Source organism: Caballeronia sp. dw_276, assembly GCF_018449635.1.
Lineage (GTDB): Bacteria > Pseudomonadota > Gammaproteobacteria > Burkholderiales > Burkholderiaceae > Caballeronia.
In genome coordinates, this window is sequence record NZ_JAAVUV010000012.1 from 101,845 (window position 1) to 120,352 (window position 18,508).

The 18,508-nt window shown below is 60.6% G+C and carries 19 protein-coding genes; 14 read left to right on the top strand and 5 right to left on the bottom strand.

All coding sequences use genetic code 11. The features are described from left to right. Positions 1–60: 60 nt before the first annotated feature. The 10 genes from miaB to gmhB all read left to right on the top strand — a co-directional run bounded on the left by miaB (position 61) and on the right by gmhB (position 10,922). Positions 61–1,422, top strand: a complete 1,362-nt coding sequence (gene miaB / locus HB633_RS23755; RefSeq protein WP_056351380.1) for a tRNA (N6-isopentenyl adenosine(37)-C2)-methylthiotransferase MiaB — start codon at positions 61–63, stop codon at positions 1,420–1,422. A 32-nt stretch (positions 1,423–1,454) separates the two neighbouring features. Beyond that, positions 1,455–2,543 carry a PhoH family protein gene (locus tag HB633_RS23760; RefSeq protein ID WP_213780570.1) on the top strand — a complete coding sequence of 363 codons (1,089 nt, stop codon included), beginning with the start codon at positions 1,455–1,457 and terminating at the stop codon, positions 2,541–2,543. Positions 2,544–2,558: 15 nt separating this feature from the next. After that, entirely contained in the window at positions 2,559–3,026 is a 468-nt protein-coding gene (gene ybeY, locus HB633_RS23765; protein WP_213780571.1) for an rRNA maturation RNase YbeY, read from the top strand. 3 nt (positions 3,027–3,029) lie between these two features. Further along, positions 3,030–3,689 (top strand): gamma-glutamylcyclotransferase, encoded by a 660-nt coding sequence (locus HB633_RS23770; RefSeq protein WP_346730353.1) that lies wholly within the window; start codon positions 3,030–3,032, stop codon positions 3,687–3,689. Between the two features lie 187 nt (positions 3,690–3,876). Then, positions 3,877–4,788, top strand: a complete 912-nt coding sequence (locus HB633_RS23775) for a transporter associated domain-containing protein (RefSeq protein WP_213780572.1) — start codon at positions 3,877–3,879, stop codon at positions 4,786–4,788. Between the two features lie 109 nt (positions 4,789–4,897). After that, positions 4,898–6,541, top strand: coding sequence for an apolipoprotein N-acyltransferase (gene lnt / locus HB633_RS23780; protein WP_213780573.1), 1,644 nt, complete (start codon positions 4,898–4,900; stop codon positions 6,539–6,541). An 8-nt stretch (positions 6,542–6,549) separates the two neighbouring features. After that, complete coding sequence (locus HB633_RS23785) at positions 6,550–7,032, top strand: GNAT family N-acetyltransferase (RefSeq protein WP_213780574.1); 483 nt, start codon at positions 6,550–6,552, stop codon at positions 7,030–7,032. Between the two features lie 189 nt (positions 7,033–7,221). Beyond that, positions 7,222–8,229 (top strand): glycine--tRNA ligase subunit alpha, encoded by a 1,008-nt coding sequence (gene glyQ, locus HB633_RS23790; protein WP_213780575.1) that lies wholly within the window; start codon positions 7,222–7,224, stop codon positions 8,227–8,229. An 18-nt stretch (positions 8,230–8,247) separates the two neighbouring features. Beyond that, the gene (gene glyS, locus HB633_RS23795) at positions 8,248–10,347 is read left to right on the top strand and encodes a glycine--tRNA ligase subunit beta (RefSeq protein ID WP_213780576.1); all 2,100 of its coding nucleotides are present in this window, start codon (positions 8,248–8,250) and stop codon (positions 10,345–10,347) included. 11 nt (positions 10,348–10,358) lie between these two features. Continuing rightward, positions 10,359–10,922: a D-glycero-beta-D-manno-heptose 1,7-bisphosphate 7-phosphatase gene (gene gmhB, locus HB633_RS23800; protein WP_255581091.1), complete on the top strand. Its 564-nt coding sequence runs from the start codon at positions 10,359–10,361 to the stop codon at positions 10,920–10,922. Here the strand turns inward: gmhB and HB633_RS30995 are convergent. Further along, the gene (locus HB633_RS30995; RefSeq protein ID WP_255581113.1) at positions 10,913–11,041 is read right to left on the bottom strand and encodes a hypothetical protein; all 129 of its coding nucleotides are present in this window, start codon (positions 11,039–11,041) and stop codon (positions 10,913–10,915) included. The two genes, gmhB and HB633_RS30995, sit on opposite strands and share 10 nt — an antisense overlap. Here HB633_RS30995 and HB633_RS23805 point away from each other — a divergent pair. The 4 genes from HB633_RS23805 to HB633_RS23820 all read left to right on the top strand — a co-directional run bounded on the left by HB633_RS23805 (position 10,992) and on the right by HB633_RS23820 (position 14,220). After that, positions 10,992–11,738 (top strand): lysophospholipid acyltransferase family protein, encoded by a 747-nt coding sequence (locus HB633_RS23805; RefSeq protein ID WP_255581103.1) that lies wholly within the window; start codon positions 10,992–10,994, stop codon positions 11,736–11,738. The genes HB633_RS30995 and HB633_RS23805 overlap by 50 nt on opposite strands. A 70-nt stretch (positions 11,739–11,808) precedes the next feature. Continuing rightward, entirely contained in the window at positions 11,809–12,756 is a 948-nt protein-coding gene (locus HB633_RS23810; protein ID WP_213780579.1) for a SprT family zinc-dependent metalloprotease, read from the top strand. 48 nt (positions 12,757–12,804) lie between these two features. After that, positions 12,805–13,191, top strand: a complete 387-nt coding sequence (gloA, locus tag HB633_RS23815) for a lactoylglutathione lyase (protein WP_056351352.1) — start codon at positions 12,805–12,807, stop codon at positions 13,189–13,191. 96 nt (positions 13,192–13,287) lie between these two features. After that, positions 13,288–14,220 carry a DMT family transporter gene (locus HB633_RS23820; RefSeq protein WP_213780580.1) on the top strand — a complete coding sequence of 311 codons (933 nt, stop codon included), beginning with the start codon at positions 13,288–13,290 and terminating at the stop codon, positions 14,218–14,220. On the opposite strand, the gene HB633_RS23825 is transcribed toward HB633_RS23820, so the two are convergent. The 4 genes from HB633_RS23825 to pdxA form a co-directional block, all read right to left on the bottom strand. Then, positions 14,221–15,165 (bottom strand): LysR family transcriptional regulator, encoded by a 945-nt coding sequence (locus HB633_RS23825; protein ID WP_213780581.1) that lies wholly within the window; start codon positions 15,163–15,165, stop codon positions 14,221–14,223. It lies immediately after the preceding gene. 114 nt (positions 15,166–15,279) lie between these two features. Further along, entirely contained in the window at positions 15,280–16,431 is a 1,152-nt protein-coding gene (locus HB633_RS23830; protein ID WP_213780582.1) for a porin, read from the bottom strand. 231 nt (positions 16,432–16,662) lie between these two features. Then, positions 16,663–17,481 (bottom strand): 16S rRNA (adenine(1518)-N(6)/adenine(1519)-N(6))-dimethyltransferase RsmA, encoded by an 819-nt coding sequence (gene rsmA / locus HB633_RS23835; RefSeq protein WP_213780583.1) that lies wholly within the window; start codon positions 17,479–17,481, stop codon positions 16,663–16,665. Between the two features lie 34 nt (positions 17,482–17,515). After that, complete coding sequence (gene pdxA, locus HB633_RS23840; RefSeq protein WP_213780584.1) at positions 17,516–18,499, bottom strand: 4-hydroxythreonine-4-phosphate dehydrogenase PdxA; 984 nt, start codon at positions 18,497–18,499, stop codon at positions 17,516–17,518. Between the last annotated feature and the right edge of the window lie 9 nt (positions 18,500–18,508).

Consider the following 18,508-nt stretch of genomic DNA (forward strand, 5'->3'; position numbering starts at 1 on the left):
AATCCCTTCAACGCATCAAAAACCGCGCCCCCAGACTAATCACTGCGACCGGCGAAATTCATGACCAAGAAAGTGTATGTAAAGACCTTCGGCTGCCAAATGAACGAGTACGACTCCGACAAAATGGTCGACGTACTCAACGCAGCGAACGGCCTCACCCAGACCAATACGCCCGAAGACGCGGACGTAATCCTCTTCAACACGTGTTCCGTGCGCGAAAAAGCGCAGGAAAAGGTCTTTTCGGACCTCGGCCGCGTGCGTGAATTGAAGGAAGCGAATCCGAACCTGATCATTGGCGTGGGCGGTTGCGTGGCGAGTCAGGAAGGCGCGGCGATCGTCTCGCGCGCGCCTTACGTAGATCTTGTGTTTGGGCCGCAGACCTTGCATCGGCTGCCGGAGATGATCGCGAAACGCCGTTCCAGTGGACGCTCGCAAGTCGATATCTCGTTTCCGGAAATCGAAAAGTTCGATCACTTGCCGCCAGCGCGCGTGGACGGCCCGAGCGCGTTTGTATCGATCATGGAAGGATGCAGCAAGTATTGCAGCTATTGCGTCGTGCCCTACACGCGCGGCGAGGAAGTATCGCGGCCGCTCGACGACGTGCTCACCGAAATTGCCGGACTCGCCGATCAGGGCGTGCGCGAAGTCACCATGCTCGGGCAGAACGTGAATGCGTATCGCGGGCCGGTGACACAGCATTCCACGGACATCGCGGATTTCGCCACGCTGATCGAATACGTGGCGGAGATTCCGGGTATCGAACGGATTCGTTACACGACGTCGCATCCGAAGGAATTCACGCAACGGCTTATCGATACCTACGCGAAAGTGCCCAAGCTCGTGAGCCACTTGCATTTGCCGGTACAGCACGGCTCCGACCGCATTTTGATGGCCATGAAGCGCGGTTATACAGTGCTCGAATACAAGTCGGTGATCCGCAAATTGCGCGCGATCCGCCCGGATCTGTCATTGTCGACGGACATGATCGTCGGTTTCCCCGGCGAGACCGAAGACGATTTCCAGAAGATGATGAAGCTCATCGACGAAATGAGCTACGACACGAGTTTCTCGTTCATCTACAGCCCGCGTCCCGGCACGCCTGCCGCGAACCTGCACGACGACACGCCGCGCGAAGTGAAGCTCAAGCGTTTGCAGCACTTGCAGGCGACCATTGAGGCAAATGTGGCGAAGATCAGCAATTCCATGCTGGGCTCGGTCCAGCGTATTCTGGTGGAAGGCCCGTCGCGCAAGGACCCGAGCGAACTGGCCGGACGCACGGAAAACAATCGCGTGGTGAATTTCCCGGCGCCGATTTCGTCGCACAAACGGCTGATCGGCCAGATGGTCGACGTGGAAATCAACGTGGCTTATCCTCACTCGTTGCGCGGCGAACTGATTCTGACGCCGGCCACGACTCACTAAACTGAAGCTTCGACAGGACCCCGACTCTCGCCTTGAAGACCGCTCAGCAGCATATGGAATTCACCGCACCGCGCGAAGACAACGCGCGGCTCGCCAACCTGTGTGGCCCGCTCGACGAAAACCTGCGGCAGATCGAGCAGGCGCTCGACGTGACGCTCACGCGCCGTGGTCACAAGATCACCATTCGTGGACGCGGCGCGAAAGTGGCGCTCGCGGCGCTCGAGAATTTCTACAACCGCGCGAAGGATTCGCTGTCGGTGGACGACATCCAGCTGGCGTTGGTCGAAACGCGCAATGCGGCGCGGCGCGGGTTGAATGCCGCGAAGCCGTCGAACAACCTGAATTCGGAACCCGTCGATCCGCGTTTCCGCGGCGACCCCGATCATCCGTTCGATGAACCCAATGTGACCATCGACCTCGGCGAAGAGGAAGATCCGGGCCCGAAGCTCTACACGCGGCGCGCGGACCTGCGCGGCCGCACGCCCATGCAGCGTGAGTATCTAAAGCAGATCATCGCGCACGATGTGACGTTCGGCATCGGCCCGGCGGGTACGGGCAAGACGTATCTTGCGGTTGCGTGCGCGGTCGATGCGCTCGAACGCGACCAGGTGAAGCGCATCGTCCTGACGCGTCCGGCGGTGGAAGCCGGCGAACGCCTGGGCTTCCTGCCGGGCGATCTCGCGCAGAAAGTGGACCCGTATCTGCGCCCGTTGTACGACGCGCTCTACGACCTCCTCGGCTTCGATAAAACCGCGAAGATGTTCGAGCGCCAGATGATCGAAATCGCGCCGCTCGCGTACATGCGCGGCCGCACGCTGAACCACGCGTTCATCATCCTGGACGAGGCGCAGAACACCACGCCCGAGCAGATGAAGATGTTCCTGACGCGGATCGGTTTTGGCTCGAAGGCCGTGGTCACCGGCGACACCACGCAAGTGGACTTGCCGCGCGGTCACAAGAGCGGGCTGATCGAAGCGCAGCACGTGCTCGCGGACGTGCGCGGTATCGCAATGACGCGTTTCACCAGCGTTGACGTAGTGCGCCATCCGCTGGTCGCGCGCATTGTGGAAGCGTATGACGCGCAGCAACAACGCGATTCCGACGCAGCCGCCGCAAAATAAGCTGCGAACAAAGCCATGCCGAAACTTGCATTGACGCTGCAATTTCCCGCCGCGAAGGCGTTTCCGGAGCACAAGGCGCTGTTGCCGCGTGCGACGGTCGCGAACTGGATCAAGGCGTCGCTCTTCGCGGACGCGGAACTGACCGTGCGTTTCGTCGATACCGATGAAGGCCGGACGCTGAACCGGTCGTATCGGAACAAGGATTACGCAACGAACGTGCTGACGTTTGCGTACGCCGAATCGGAAGACGATCCGGTGAGCGGCGATCTCATTTTGTGCTGTCCCGTTGTGGAGCGCGAGGCGCGCGAGCAGAACAAGCCGCTCGCCGCGCATTACGCGCATTTGATCGTGCACGGCACGCTGCATGCTCAAGGCTACGATCACGAAGATTCCGCCGAGGCGGATGAAATGGAATCGATCGAAACCGGCATCATGCAGAAACTCGGTTTCACCGATCCTTACTTGCCGTTGCCCGCCGATTAAGCCGTGACCGATCTTCCCTCTTCGCTTTCCGATTACGACTACCCGCCGGTCTTTGCCGAGTCGCGCATGCTCACCGACGCAGAACTGCTGGCATCGCGTGAAAAAGCCTTGGCGCATTGGGATCGGAAGACCGATTTGTGGCTGTTCGGCTATGGCTCGCTGATCTGGAACCCGGGCCTGCCCGCCGTGGAGACGGTACGCAGCAAGGTGCACGGCTATCACCGCGGACTGTATTTATGGTCGCGCGTGAATCGCGGCACGCCCGAACAGCCGGGCTTGGTTCTCGCGCTGGATCGCGGCGGTTCGTGTTCCGGCATGGCGTTTCGCCTTGCCGCAGAAGGCGCGGACGAACATCTCGAAGTTCTGTGGCGGCGCGAAATGGCGATGAATTCTTATCGCGTGGCGTGGCTGCCGTGCACCCTGATAGATGGCCGGAAGGTCGAGGCGCTCTCATTCGTCATGCGCCGTGAAGCGGCCACTTACACCGGCAAGCTCGGCGACCCGATCGTGCGCCGCGTGTTCGGCTGCGCCACCGGCCGATACGGCACCACGCTCGAATACGTCAGCCGCACCGTGGCCGCGCTGCGCGAATGCGGCATGCCGGACCGCGCGCTGGAAGCACTTTTGCAGCGCTGCAAGGACGCGGATTCATCGCAGGAATGAAGTTTTTCGGGACAGATAGACCGATCGGCCATCGTCGCACGCCCGACATACTGCGCCCATATTTATCAGTTACGATGTTTGCACATGATGTTGCACGCGTTCGCGCCGGATCAATTGGCGCGAAATTTCCTTGGTGTATTCTTAACTCTCCGTGATTTTGCGTTCGGAACACTCCGCACGCCCCACTATGAACGACGCCTATCCCAGTCGACGATATACCGACAAACCTGCTGAAAAACCGGAAAAGCGCACGCTGCTCGAGCGCCTGACCGATTTCATCTCGCACGAGCCGGAATCTCGCGACGAACTGCTGGAAGTGCTCCAGGACGCCCACGAACGCAATCTGCTCGACGCGGATTCGCTCTCCATGATTGAAGGCGTGTTCCAGGTTTCAGAACTTTGCGCCCGCGACATCATGATTCCGCGTGCCCAGATGGACGCAATCAACATTGCTGAAACGCCCGAGCAATTCATTCCTTTCATGCTGGAAAAAGCGCACTCGCGCTATCCGGTGTTCGAAAGCAATCGCGACAATGTGATCGGCGTGCTGCTTGCAAAAGACCTGCTGCGCTATTACCACGAAGAAGAATTCGATGTCCGCGGCATGCTGCGCCCCGCCGTTTTCATTCCCGAATCAAAGCGCCTGAATGTGCTGCTTCACGACTTTCGCGTGAACAGGAATCACATCGCAATCGTCGTGGACGAATACGGCGGCGTGGCGGGGTTGATCACCATTGAAGACGTGCTGGAACAGATTGTTGGCGACATCGAAGACGAATACGACTTCGACGAAGAAGCCGGCAACATCATTACTACGCCCGACGGGCGGCATCGTGTGCGTGCGCTGACAGGTATCGAACAGTTCAACGAAGAATTCGGCACGCATTATTCCGACGATGAAGTCGACACCATCGGCGGGCTGGTGACGCATCGTTTTGGCCGCGTGCCGCATCGCGGGGAGAAGGTGAAGATCGACGACTTCGTGTTCGAGATCCTGCGCGGCGACGCCCGCCAGATTCACGTGCTGCGCGTGAGGCGCGCGCCCAATACCCTCGCGCTCGATGGCCGTTCACGCGACAGCGACGAAGACCACGATTAAGAACCAGCATGGGCGCGCTGTCACGCAACGCGTTCATGCTGACGGTCACACCATGACGAGCGACGGTCACGCCTCGTCATCCTCAACTTTCCAGCCGACTTCGTAATCCATGGCCGAATCCCGTTTTGCCTTCCGGCGCAGCGCCCGGATTGATAACGCCCAGTCCCTGCCGTTCTGGCATTACCTCGTTGCGGCAATCCTGGGCGCCGCGAATACGCTTTCATTCGCGCCCACGCCACATGGCGGCTGGATCGAACTTGTCATATTCACGTTGTTTTTCGCGTGGCTCACCCGGACCAGCGGATGGAAAGGCGCGGCGTTGACCGGCTGGGCGTTCGGCTTCGGCAACTTCGTCACGGGCGTGTGGTGGCTCTACGTCAGCATGCACGATTACGGCGGCATGGCGGCGCCTCTGGCGGCTGCGGCCGTCGTCTTGTTCTCCATGTACATTGCGATCTATCCCGCGCTTGCTGGCGTCGTCTGGTCGTTTTGTGCGGGACGCGCGCGGTATGAAGACAACGGTTCCATAGTCCCGGCCGCCGATGAACCGCGTTTCGTCCCCACATGGCATGGTGCGTTCGCATTTGCGAGCGCCTGGGCGCTTGGCGAATGGCTGCGCGGCCTGGTGTTCACCGGCTTCCCGTGGCTTTCAAGCGGTTATGCCCAAGTCGATGGCCCGTTGGCCGGCTTTGGCGCTATCGCGGGCGTGTATGGCGTCGGCTGGGTGCTTGCGCTGGTGGCGGCGTTGCTCGTGCAGGGCTTTTATACGGTTCGACATGGCGCCGCGCCATTAGCGAAATTCGCGCCGTTTATCGTGGCGATCGGTCTGGTTGTATCGGGCATGTTGCTATCGTTCGTCGAATGGACGCTTCCCGCGAACTCGCCGCTGACCGTGCGGCTCCTGCAAGGCAACGTCAAGCAAGAGATGAAGTTCGAGCAGGAAGGCGTAAATCAGTCGCTGCAGCTTTACAGGAAACTGATCACCGAGAAGCCCGCTGACCTGATCGTGACGCCCGAAACCGCGTTCCCCGTTCTCGCCGCGCAAGTGCCGCAAGATCTGGCTTTAGCATTGCGCCAATTTTCCGATAGCACCAACTCGTCCATTTTGTTCGGCGCTATCGGCGTAACGGTTTCGCCAGAAGGCCGCGCGACCGACTACACGAACAGCCTGTTTGGCATCACGCCGAATCAGAAGGACGTCTACCGCTACGACAAACATCACCTCGTGCCCTTCGGCGAATTCGTGCCGACCGGTTTTCACTGGTTCGTCGCGCTGATGGGCATTCCGCTCGGCGACCTCGGACGCGGTCCGCCGGTGCAGAAATCGTTCTTCGTGCACAACCAGCCGATCGCCGTCGATATCTGCTACGAGGATATTTTCGGCGAGGAAATCGCGCGGACGATCCGCGAACAGGAAGCGCCCGCAGGCATTCTCGTGAACTCGACGAACCTCGCGTGGTTCGGCGACACAATTGCGCTCGACCAGCATTTGCAGATGGCGCGCATGCGCTCGATCGAAACCGGCCGCCCCATGTTGCGCTCCACGAACACCGGCACAACAGCGGTGATCGCGGCGAACGGCGCGGTGGTGGCAAGGCTGCCGGTCTACACGACCGGTTCCCTCGATGCCACCGTGCAAGGCACGTCCGGACGCACGCCTTACGTGACGAGCGGCAACATGACGGTGATCCTGGTGTCGCTGTTGCTGCTGGCGTTCGGCTTCGCGTTCGCGCCGGGGCGCAAGAAGAAGTAGACCGGCCTATGCACCCTCCCGTTTTCATCATCCGCAAAGCCACGCGCGCCGACGCGGACGCCGCGTGGCGCATTCGCCGCGCCGCCGTGATGAGCGATTGCATCAACGCATATCCGCGGAATCAGCTGGAAGAATGGACGGGCGGGGCGACATCGAAAACATTCGCCGTTGCCGTCGAAGAGCGGTTTCTCGTCGCAACCGTGGACGATTGCGTTGTGGGCACCGGCATGATCGATGTCACGAACGGCAAGATCGACGCGATCTTCGTTGACCCGGCGTACATGAAACGCGGCATTGGCGCGGGAATGATGGCGCATCTCGAAACACTCGCACGTGCTCAGGGTTGCACGAAACTACGGCTCGATTCCACGCTGAACGCCGCGCCGTTTTATCGCGCGCTCGGTTTTGAAGGCGATGAAATCGCGCAATACCGCTCGCCGCGCGGCCTGACGATGAATTGCGTGCCCATGGTGAAACGATTGGCCGCATAACCCGCGTTTTTCCCGGCCGAATGGCCTATGGCTGTGCCCTTCGGCCCCGAAAAGTCGCGCTAGCCCCTTATTCCCGCTAAAATTCAAGGTTTTAGCCCTCCGGCCGTCGGAATTTCCGGTCCGCTTCGAAGGACGCCCGGACACGTTAATTCGCCGGCCCGACCTCGAAGGCACGCTTCAAAGGCATTCATGCTCACTTTTCAGCAAATCATCCTGACGCTGCAATCCTATTGGGACAACAAGGGTTGCGCGCTTCTTCAGCCAATCGACATGGAAGTCGGCGCGGGTACGTCGCACGTGCACACGTTCTTGCGCGCGATCGGCCCGGAACCGTGGCGAGCAGCGTATGTGCAGCCGTCGCGCCGCCCGAAGGACGGCCGGTACGGTGACAACCCGAACCGCCTGCAGCACTACTACCAGTATCAAGTGGTGCTGAAGCCGGCGCCGGAAAACATTCTCGATCTGTACCTCGGTTCGCTCGAAGCGCTCGGTTTCGATCTGAAGCAGAACGATGTGCGATTCGTGGAAGACGACTGGGAAAACCCGACGCTCGGCGCGTGGGGCCTCGGCTGGGAAGTGTGGCTCAACGGCATGGAAGTCACGCAGTTCACGTACTTCCAGCAGGTTGGCGGTATCGATTGCAAGCCGGTCCTGGGCGAAATCACTTACGGTCTCGAACGGCTCGCCATGTACTTGCAAAAGGTCGAGAACGTCTATGACCTCGTCTGGACCGAATGGGAAGAAAACGGCCCGAACGGTCCCGAAATGCGGCGCCTCACATACGGCGACGTATATCACCAGAACGAGGTGGAGCAGTCCACCTACAACTTCGAGCACGCGAACGTCGACTTGCTGTTCACGTTCTTCAAGAGCTACGAAGCCGAAGCCAAGAAGATGATCGACGCAAAGCTGGCGCTGCCCGCGTATGAACTCGTGCTGAAAGCCGGCCACACGTTCAACCTGCTCGACGCACGCGGCGCGATTTCGGTGACGGAGCGCGCGGCGTATATCGGACGGATTCGTGATCTTTCGCGCCTTGTTGCGAAGGGCTATTACGAGTCGCGCGAGGCGCTCGGTTTCCCGATGCTGGGCAACCCCGTACACGCTGCCGCCGGACTCATCACCGACGCGGAAGACGCCGCCAAGCCCGCTTGGGCGCCGGCGCTGAAGGTCGAGCGCAATATCGATCAGGCCTGACCAGAGCACGACATAACAATGACCGAAATCAATCAAGCATCGCTGCTCGTCGAGCTGCTGACCGAAGAACTGCCGCCGAAGGCGCTCGCGCGCCTTGGCACCTCGTTTGCCGAAGGCATCGTGCAGCGCCTTGCTGCGCGCGACCTGATCGAAGGCGAAGCAAGTTTCGAGAAATTCGCCACACCGCGCCGTCTCGCCGTACTCATCAAGAACGTTCGCGCGGTTGCGCCCGAACGCCAGGTGCGCGAGAAAGTGCTGCCGGTTTCCGTCGCGCTCGATAAAGACGGACAACCCACCCCGCCGCTCGCAAAAAAACTCGCGGCGCTTGGTTTCCCCGACACCAAGATCGAAGATCTCGAACGCGCGCAAGACGGCAAGGCCGAAGCCTTCTTCCTGCGTTATGCCGCGCCAGGCGCAACGCTCGCCGAAGGCTTGCAATCCGCGCTGACCGAAACGCTCGGCAAGCTGCCCATTCCGAAGCTCATGACGTATCAGCGGCCCGACGGCGCCAGCGTGCAGTTCGTGCGCCCGGTCCATGGGCTGATTGCGCTGCATGGCCGTGACATCGTGCCGGTGAGCGCGCTTGGCATTGATTCCGGCGATACCACGCTGGGTCATCGATTCTTGTCGAGCGGCATCGTGGCAATCAGTCACGCCGATGATTACTCGGAAGCGCTGCGCTCGAAAGGCCGTGTTGTCGCGAATTTCGATGACCGCCGCGAATCCATCCGTACGCAGTTGCTCGCGCTCGCGGGCGAAGATCGCGTGGTGATGCCCGAGACGTTGCTGGACGAAGTGAATGCGCTGGTCGAATGGCCGGTCGTGTATCAGTGCCGTTTTGACGAATCGTTCCTGCAAGTGCCGCAGGAATGCCTGATCCTGACCATGCAGACGAACCAGAAGTATTTCGCGCTGACCGACGATCACGGCAAGCTACGTTCGCGCTTCCTGATTGTGTCGAATATCGAAACCGAGACGCCTGCCGATATTGTGGAAGGCAATGAGCGCGTCATCCGTCCGCGTCTTGCCGACGCCAAGTTCTTCTTCGAGCAGGACAAGAAGACGCGCCTCGCCGACCGTGTGCCGAAGCTTGCGAACGTGGTTTATCACAACAAGCTGGGCTCGCAGTTGCAGCGCGTGCAGCGCCTGGAAGCGCTGGCAGGCGAGATCGCACCGATGATCGGCGTGGACGTCGCCGTCACGAAGCGCGCCGCGCTGCTCGCCAAGGCCGATTTGCTCACCGACATGGTCGGTGAATTCCCTGAGCTGCAAGGCACGATGGGCACGTACTACGCGCGCCAAGACGGCGAGCCGGAAGAAGTCGCGCTCGCGTGTTCGGAACATTACCAGCCGCGTTTTTCCGGCGATGAAACCCCGTCCAATGGCGTGAGCAGCGCCGTCGCTCTGGCCGACAAGCTGGAAACGCTCGTGGGCATCTGGGGTATCGGCTTGCAGCCAACAGGCGAGAAAGACCCGTTCGCGCTGCGCCGTCATGCGCTCGGCGTGCTGCGGATTCTGCTGGAAAAGAAACTGGCTATCGATTTGTTCGACTTGCTGCGCACCGCGCAAAAGCAATTCGCCGATATGCCGCAAGTCGCCGATTCGACCGACGCGATCTACGCGTTTTTCATCGACCGGTTGCGGGGCGTGTTGCGTGAACGCGGTTTCAACGCGGTCGAAATCGACGCCGTGCTGAGCCTGAATCCCACGCGCCTGGACGACATCGTTGCTCGCCTCGAAGCCGTGCGTGAGTTTGCGACGCTGCCTGAAGCGGCATCGCTGGCGGCTGCGAACAAACGTATTTCGAACATCCTGAAGAAGTCGGCCGAAGGCGTGCCTGCAAGCGTGCAACCGGCGCTCTTGCAGGAAGCCGCCGAGAAAACGCTCTATGCACAACTCGAGCAAGTCGCACCGCTCGTGCAGAAGCAACTCGCCGAGCGCAACTACACGGAGGCGCTTTCGGCGTTGTCCGCGTTGCGCGATGCCGTGGACACCTTCTTCAACGACGTCATGGTGAACGCCGAAGATCCCGCGCTGCGAAACAACCGCCTGGCCTTGCTCGGCGCGTTGCATCAGCAGATGAATTGCGTCGCGGATATCTCGAAGCTCGCCGCCTGATGCGACACACCATGCCGACCAACGCAAACAAGAAACTGGTGGTTCTCGATCGTGACGGCGTGATCAACGTCGACTCGGACGCGTTCATCAAGTCGCCGGATGAATGGGTCGCCATTCCCGGCAGTCTCGAAGCCATCGCGCGGCTGAATCAGGCTGGGTATCGCGTGGCGATTGCGTCGAACCAGTCGGGCATTGGCCGGGGTCTTTTCGACATGGCCGCGCTCAACGCCATGCACGAGAAGATGAACCGGGCGGTGGCGGCGGTGGGTGGGCGTATCGATGCGGTGTTTTTCTGCCCGCATACGCAGGAAGACCAGTGCGAGTGCCGTAAGCCCAAGCCCGGCATGTTGCAGCAAATCGTGGAGCGTTTCGAGATCGATCCGGAAGACACACCGGTGGTCGGCGATTCGCTGCGCGATCTGCAGGCAGGCGCCGCGCTCGGCTTCAAGTCGCATCTGGTGCTGACCGGCAAGGGACGAAAAACGCTGGCGGCGGGTAATCTGCCGCCCAATACAAAAGTACACGACGACCTGCGCAGGTTCGCGCTCGATTTCCTCGCTAAAGATCACGACTGACGCGCCGGCATTTCGTCGAATTCATAGAACTCATTCAAGCCGATGCGCTTCATTCGTTCGTTGTTGTTGATGGTTTTTTTTGTTGTGTACACGGTGCCGTACGCGTGCGTGTGCTTCATCACTTTTCCGTTCCTCGGTGCTGAAAAGCGTTACTGGATGGCGGCGTTCTGGTGCAAGTCGTGCATCGTGGTGATGCAGCATTTGAACGGCATTCGCTACAGGATCGAAGGCATGGAGAACCTGCCCGACGGTCCCGCCGTACTCCTGTCCAAACACCAATCCGCTTGGGAAACGCTGGCGTTCCCTGCGTTGATGCCGCGTCCGCTTTGCTACGTGTTCAAGCGCGAGTTGCTGTTCGTGCCGTTCTTCGGCTGGACCATGGGCATGCTGAAGATGGTTCATATCGACAGGCGTCAGGGGAAGGACGCGTTTGCATCGGTCGCGCGGCAAGGGCGTGAGCGCATGGCCGAGGGCGCGTGGGTGATCATGTTTCCGGAAGGTACGCGCACCTCTGTTGGCAGCCAGGGCAAATACAAGTCGGGCGGCGCGCGCTTCGCGGTTGCGGCGGGCGCGCCAGTCGTGCCTGTCGCGCATAACGCGGGGCACGTCTGGCCGCGGAAATCGTTTCTCAAATATGCGGGTATAGTCACAATGTCCATCGGTCGTCCGATCGAGACGACCGGCCTTACCGCGGACGAAGTCAATCAGCGGGTGGAGCAATGGATTGAAACGGAAATGCGCCGTATCGATCCGGATTCGTATGGTCCCGACGACCGTTTTGTCACGCAATCCCACGGCGCGACAACAGGGCTGTAATTCCGGGCGCATGTTTTCGTTAGCTTCGTTCTTTTCGTCATTCCTGCGCCGCGTGCGCCAAGCTGAGCCGATGCAGAAGACCCCCACGCGACAGCATCAAGCTGCCGCGCTCGACAACCCGCAACTTGATTTGCCTCTTCATCTGCCACTCGATGCGCCGATGGAGCAAGCGCCCTCGCCCGCGGGATCGGCGACGCCGCCCGCCATTCCCGCTAACTTGCGCGGCGACATCACAACCGCGCCCGCGGCTCCCCCTCTGCGCGCACCAGACGGTACACGCACCCGCCATCTGATGCTCGGCTCGAAGAAGCTCGATTACCGCTTGAAGCGTTCGTCGCGACGCACCATCGGTTTCATGATCGATGGCACGGGCCTCGCGATAACCGCGCCGCGCTGGGTGACGATTGGTGCGATCGAAAGCGCGATCGCCGAGAAAGAGAAGTGGATCTTCAACAAGCTCGAAGAGTGGCAAACGCGCGTTGAACAACGCGTCGTGCCGCGCATGGACTGGAAGGACGGCGCGCAGCTTCCGTATCTCGGGCAGAACATCAGCGTGATGATGACCGCTGCGCCCGGCACGACGGGTAAGAGCGCGACGCAACCGTATTTCGATACCACCGCCAACGTGCTCTGGCTCGGCCTTCCTGCGTTGCCGGATCCGCAAGTCATCCGCGAACGTGCGCAACGCTGGCTGCACAAACAGGCGCTTGAAGTTTTCGGTCAACGCCTGCCCGTGTATGCGGCAAAGCTTGGCGTTGAATACAAGGCGTACGCGTTGTCGTCGGCGGCTACGCGCTGGGGCAGCTGTTCCAGCGAAGGCAAGATCCGGCTCAACTGGCGGCTGATTCACTTTCCGGTTCACATCATCGATTACGTGGTCGCGCACGAACTCGCGCACCTTCGCGAGATGAATCACAGCGCGCGTTTCTGGAATACCGTCGAATCGATCTACCCTGACTTCAGGGAAGCGCGGCATACGCTCAAGCATCACCCGCCTGAACTGCTGCCTTTGCTCTAGCGGCCGGCTCAGGATGCCTTAAAACGACAACCCCCAAAGGACCCCATCATGCGACTTCTTCACACCATGCTGCGCGTTGGCGACTTGCAGCGTTCCATCGATTTCTACACGCGCATTCTCGGCATGAAAGTGCTGCGTCAAAGCGAGAACACCGAATACAAGTACACGCTGGCGTTCGTCGGTTACGGCGATGAAAGCGAAAACAGCGTGCTCGAACTGACCTACAACTGGGGCGTCGACAAGTACGACCTGGGCTCGGCATACGGCCACATTGCGCTGGAAGTGGACGACGCCGCCGCCGCGTGCAACCGCATCCGCGAAGCTGGCGGCAAGGTGTCGCGCGAAGCCGGTCCGGTGAAGGGCGGCACGACGGTCATCGCGTTCGTGGAAGACCCGGATGGCTACAAGGTCGAGTTGATCGAGAAGCATTCTTGAGATGAACTCGTGAGTTGAACGACAGGCCCTGCGGGGCCTTCAACGTTTTAAAAGCTCCAGCAAGACCACTATAAAAAGCAGAGACAAGACATTCCGATGAGCACCGCCCTTCCCGTTCGACGCGCGCCCGACGCCACCGCCATTCTGTTGATGATCGGCTTGTGCGCGGTATGGGGCTTCCAGCAAGTCGCGATCAAAGGGGCGAACGGCTCGTTTCCACCGCTGCTGCAGGCGGGCATCCGCTCGACCATCGCGACCATTCTGGTGTGGTTGTGGACGCGTTCGCGCGGCGTGGCGCTCTTTCGCCGCGACGACACGCTGCCGTCCGGCCTGCTCGCGGGCGTGCTGTTCGGCGGCGAGTTCGTGTGCATCTTCCTGGGCCTGACGCTGACCAGCGCAACGCGCATGGTCGTGTTCCTCTACACCGCGCCGTGTTTCATGGCGCTTGGCCTGCACTTCTTCGTGCCGGGCGAAAAGCTGAAGCGCGTGCAATGGGCTGGGATTGTGCTGGCGTTCGGCGGTATCGCCATTGCTTTCGCCGATGGCTTCCTGCATCCGAACCCCGATACGGCATCGACATGGCAAGGCACCGCGGGCGATGCGCTCGGCGTGCTCGGCGGCGTGTTCTGGGCCGCGACCACCGTCGTGATCCGCGCCTCGCCGCTTGCGCGCGCCAGCGCAAGCAAGACGCTGTTCTATCAGCTGGGTGTATCGGCGATTGTCTTGCTCGGGCTTGCCTGCGCGCTCGATCAGACGCACATCAGCACGATCACGCCGACCGCGATTGCGAGCCTTGCGTATCAGGCGATCATCGTGGCGTTTTTGAGTTACCTCACGTGGTTCTGGCTGCTCACGCGCTACATGGCGTCGCGGCTTTCCGTGTTCTCGTTCTTGACACCGATCTTCGGCGTGGCGTTTGGCGTGCTGTTGCTCGGCGATACGCTGACCACGCGCTTCGTGATGGCGGCGGCGCTGGTGGTGATTGGCATCGGCCTGGTGAACTCACCGGCTGCGCGGGCGCGCGCCTGATTATCTGAGGCGGCCCATTGAGCGCGCCGAACGAGTCGCCTCGTTCATGATCTGCGCCGCGAGCGCAAGTGCGCCATCAGCCGCCGCCGATTGCGTGCGGTCAGCAAGGCAAACCAGTGCGAACTGCAAGCCCAGCTTGCGCGGATGCACGATCGCCACACGCACGAGCCGCTCATCGAGCACATCGCGCTGCACCGACGAAGCCGTGCAAAACATGACGGCATCCGTGCGCGCGACGACTTTCTTCAACACGGCGACATCGTTGCATTCCAGGTGCAGCGGAATCTCCTCGTGCGCGCGAAACTTCAGCAGCCGGCGCAACGCGTCTTCCATGAACGCCGACAACGATACCGACACCAGCGGATACTCCCGCAGCGCCGCGAGCGGCACGGGTGCGCGCGCAAGCAGCGGATGGCCCTGCCGCACGAACCAGCCGCCGTCGTGACCCGTTAGCCGATGCATGGTGACATCGGGCGCAATGGCCGTTTCCCGGCGATCCACCACGACAAAATCCGCGCGCTCGGCACGCAGCCGCTCCATCAACGTGCCCGCTTCAGCCATCTCCAGCGATATCTTGATACCCGGATATTTCCGCGCGAACTCGACGAGCATTTCCGGAAACAGGATATCGGCGGCATGCGCTCCCAGGCCGATCCGCACTTCGCCGAGTGCATCGGCACGGATCAGCTCGACATCGCGAAAAAGACAACGCGCTTCGAACAGCACGCGCCGCGCGCGCTCGACGAGCAGCTTTCCCGCCGGAGTCGTAGCCACGCCGCGTGCAGCACGGTCGAAGAGTTTGATATCGAATTCGTCTTCGAGCGCCTGGATGCTGCGGCTCAACGCGGGCTGGCTCAAATGCACGCGCTCCGCCGCGCGTGCAAAACTGCCCTCTTCGGCGAGCGCGACAAGGTGCGCCAGTCGACGCGAATTGATCTCATGCATGATGTGTAACGCAGCTCTAAATGTTTTCTGCCTGATGCAATGCGGGCTGGTTATATCATCCACACTCGTTTTTGCCGATGCCCGAGGCATTCATCCGAACGCCCCAAGGCACATTCAGAAGCGATGCCGGATTCCGGTCATCACCCCGATCTGCGTGCTTTTCTGCGCAAGACCGACGGCGTTCACGCCTTGCAACTGCGCGCCGATCAGATCGCCCTTGTAGCGCGAATAATCGGTTTCGATATACACGTCGGTACGTTTTGACAGGTCGTAATCCGCGACCAGCTGGTACTGCCACGCCGAGCCGTCCTGCGATTGCGCCTTGCCATCCTGAAGCGTGCGCCAGACGTTCGCGGCGAAATGCCATGTGCTTCCGACATGCTGCGTAATGCCGCCGAGAATCATGCGGCGGCGCTTGAAGTCCGAGTACTTCAGCGCGGCAAGACCGGGCGCGGCGAACGGACCATTGGCGAACGTGGTGAACCCCTTGTCGTTCTGATTGACGATATAACCCACCGCGAAGCGCGTCTTGTCCCATGTGTACGACCCGCCGAAGGTCCACGCCTTTGCGTCGCTGCCGTTGATGGAATCCTTGGTTTCCTTGAACGCCCCGCCAATCGAAACGGGTCCACCGCCCGGCACGAACGCCGCAGCCACGCCGTACTGACTGCCATACGAGAGTCTGCCCGCGTTGCCGCTGAATGAATACGCGGTGGAAATGCGCAAGTCCTTGAACTTGCCGTGATACTGGATCTGATTACTGCTCCAGATACCGCCAGTCATGGTGACTTCAGGCTGGAAGCTGAAGTCGTATGGAATCCATGGATTGCTGGAGTAACCGCCCATGGTGATGCCTTCGATCATCACGTTGTATTGGCGGCCAATCACGATCTGCCCATACGATGTGGATTGAATGCCGATCTGCGCTTCGTTGAAGAACGGCATGGTCGGATCGCTTTGGCCGTTGTTCAGGAAGAACCGGTTTTCGAGCTTGAACATGGTCGACCAGCCGCCGCCGAGGTCTTCCACGCCCTTGATGCCCCAGCGGCTTTCGCTCATGCCGCCCGGGCCCATGACGAAGTTCCCGTCTCCTTGCTTGTTGGCGTTGGAGAGGTACCGCAAGCTGACGTCCGCGACGCCATAAAGCGTGACACTCGACTGTGCATGGCTCGATGCACAACTCAGCGCTGCGGGCAAAACGGCAAAGCTCAACTTGCACCAGTTGCCGATACCACTTTTTTTCCTCGAAATTCTTGAACTTGTCATGCGTCTCCCGTCTCTTTGTCATCTCGTAGTGCGAATCAAAACCGCACGCATCGGCGGCGTTCACGCATGCGGCTTTAAAGCCGGCCGCGCGAAACGCGTCGCTAATTTGAGGGCAAGAAGACGGTTAACTCCAGTGCATTCCTTGCATCGAAAGAATGCAGGGAACGCATGGGATCAAGAGGGGAAAAGCCTGGAAAAGGAAGCGGGGAGCCGAATAAATAAAATTGACGCTTAATTACTACGCGCTTGCGTCACGACCTGTGCAAGCTTTACGAATTCATCGACAGGCACTTCTTCGGCGCGCCGGGAAAGATCGAAGCCGAGTGCATCGAAGTCAACCTGATCGCGATACACACCCAACGTATTGCGCATCATCTTGCGCCGCTGCGAGAAAGCCGCCAGCACGACTTCGCCGAGCACCTTGTCATCCACATCAGGCAGTTCATTTGGTGCGTACGGAATCATGCGGACGATCGCCGAGTTCACCTTCGGCGGCGGATTGAACGACTCGGGCGGGACATCGATCAGTTTGTCGATGGAATAGCGATATTGCAGCATCACCGTCAGCCGGCCAAAGTCCTTGGTGCCCGGCTCGGCGATCATCCTGTCCACCACTTCGTCCTGCAGCATGAAATGCTGGTCGATGACCTTTGGCGCGAACGTGGTCAGATGAAACAGCAGCGGGCTGGAAATGTTGTACGGCAAATTCCCGACAATCCGCAGCGACGGCCTGTCGCCTTCCAGCGCGAGCGAACCGAAGTCGAACGCAAGCGCGTCTCCGGCGTGCAGCGCCAGCAGATTGCCAAAACGCTTTTCCAGCCGGCCGATCAGATCGCGGTCCAGCTCGACCGCATGCAACGGCGATTCCGGCGTGGAAAGCCGCTCGATCAACGGCGCGGTCAGCGCGGCCAATCCTGGCCCGATCTCGACCATGCGTTCGCCGCGCTTGGGGTCGATGGTATCGACGATCGAATCGATCACGCCCTGGTCAACGAGGAAGTTCTGCCCGAAGCGCTTGCGCGCGAAGTGGCCCTGGTGCTTGATGGACATCGGAGAAACCGGTCAGGAACTGCAAATAAGGGGATCAGGCCGCGCGACGATGGCGCGCCATGGCAACAGCGGTATCGATGGCGACAATCAGGCTGCCCGGGTCCGCCCGGCCCGTGCCGGCGAGATCGAGCGCGGTGCCGTGATCGACGGAAGTACGGATGATCGGCAAGCCGAGCGTCACGTTGATGCCTTCGCCGAAGGTTGCGTACTTCAGGACCGGCAGGCCCTGATCGTGGAACATGGCGAGCACGCAATCGGCGTCTTTCAGGTAACGCGGCTGGAACAACGTGTCTGCGGGATATGGACCCGGCGCATCGATACCCAGCTCGCGCGCACGCAACAGCGCCGGCGTGATGACATCGATTTCCTCGCGGCCGAGATAACCGTTTTCACCCGCGTGCGGATTCAGGCCGGTGACGAGAATGCGCGGCGTAGCCAAGCCAAACATGGCCTTCAGGTCACGATGAATGATGCTCAGCGTTTCGACAATGCCATCCACCGTCAGCGCCGCGGATACGTCCTTGAGCGGCAAATGCGTGGTGGCGAGCGCGACCCGCAACGGCCGCTCGCCCGAACCCGCGAGCATCATCACGACACGCGGCGTATGCGTGCGTTCCGCGAGATATTCGGTATGGCCGGTGAAGGGAACGCCGGCGTCGTTGATGGTGCTTTTCTGCAGCGGCGCCGTGACGATGGCGTCGAAGCGTCCGCTGAGCGCGCCGTCGATGGCTGTATCGAGCAGACCGAGCACGTAGCGTCCGTTCGCGGCGTCGAGCTTGCCGGCTTGCGCCGGAACGCTCAGCGCGTGGTGTTCGATCTCAACGGATGCACCGCTGGAAAGCCACGGAGACGCCCCCGCGCGCTCGGTCATGAGGTCACGGTCGGCGAGCACAGAGAACCTGACGCCGGGCCAGCGCGTGGCCGCTTGAGCCAGCGCCGCCACCGTCAATTCAGGACCAACTCCGGCCGGTTCCCCGGTGGTGATGGCTATCGACAATGAGCGGCCTGCTGGTTCCATTCGGACAAC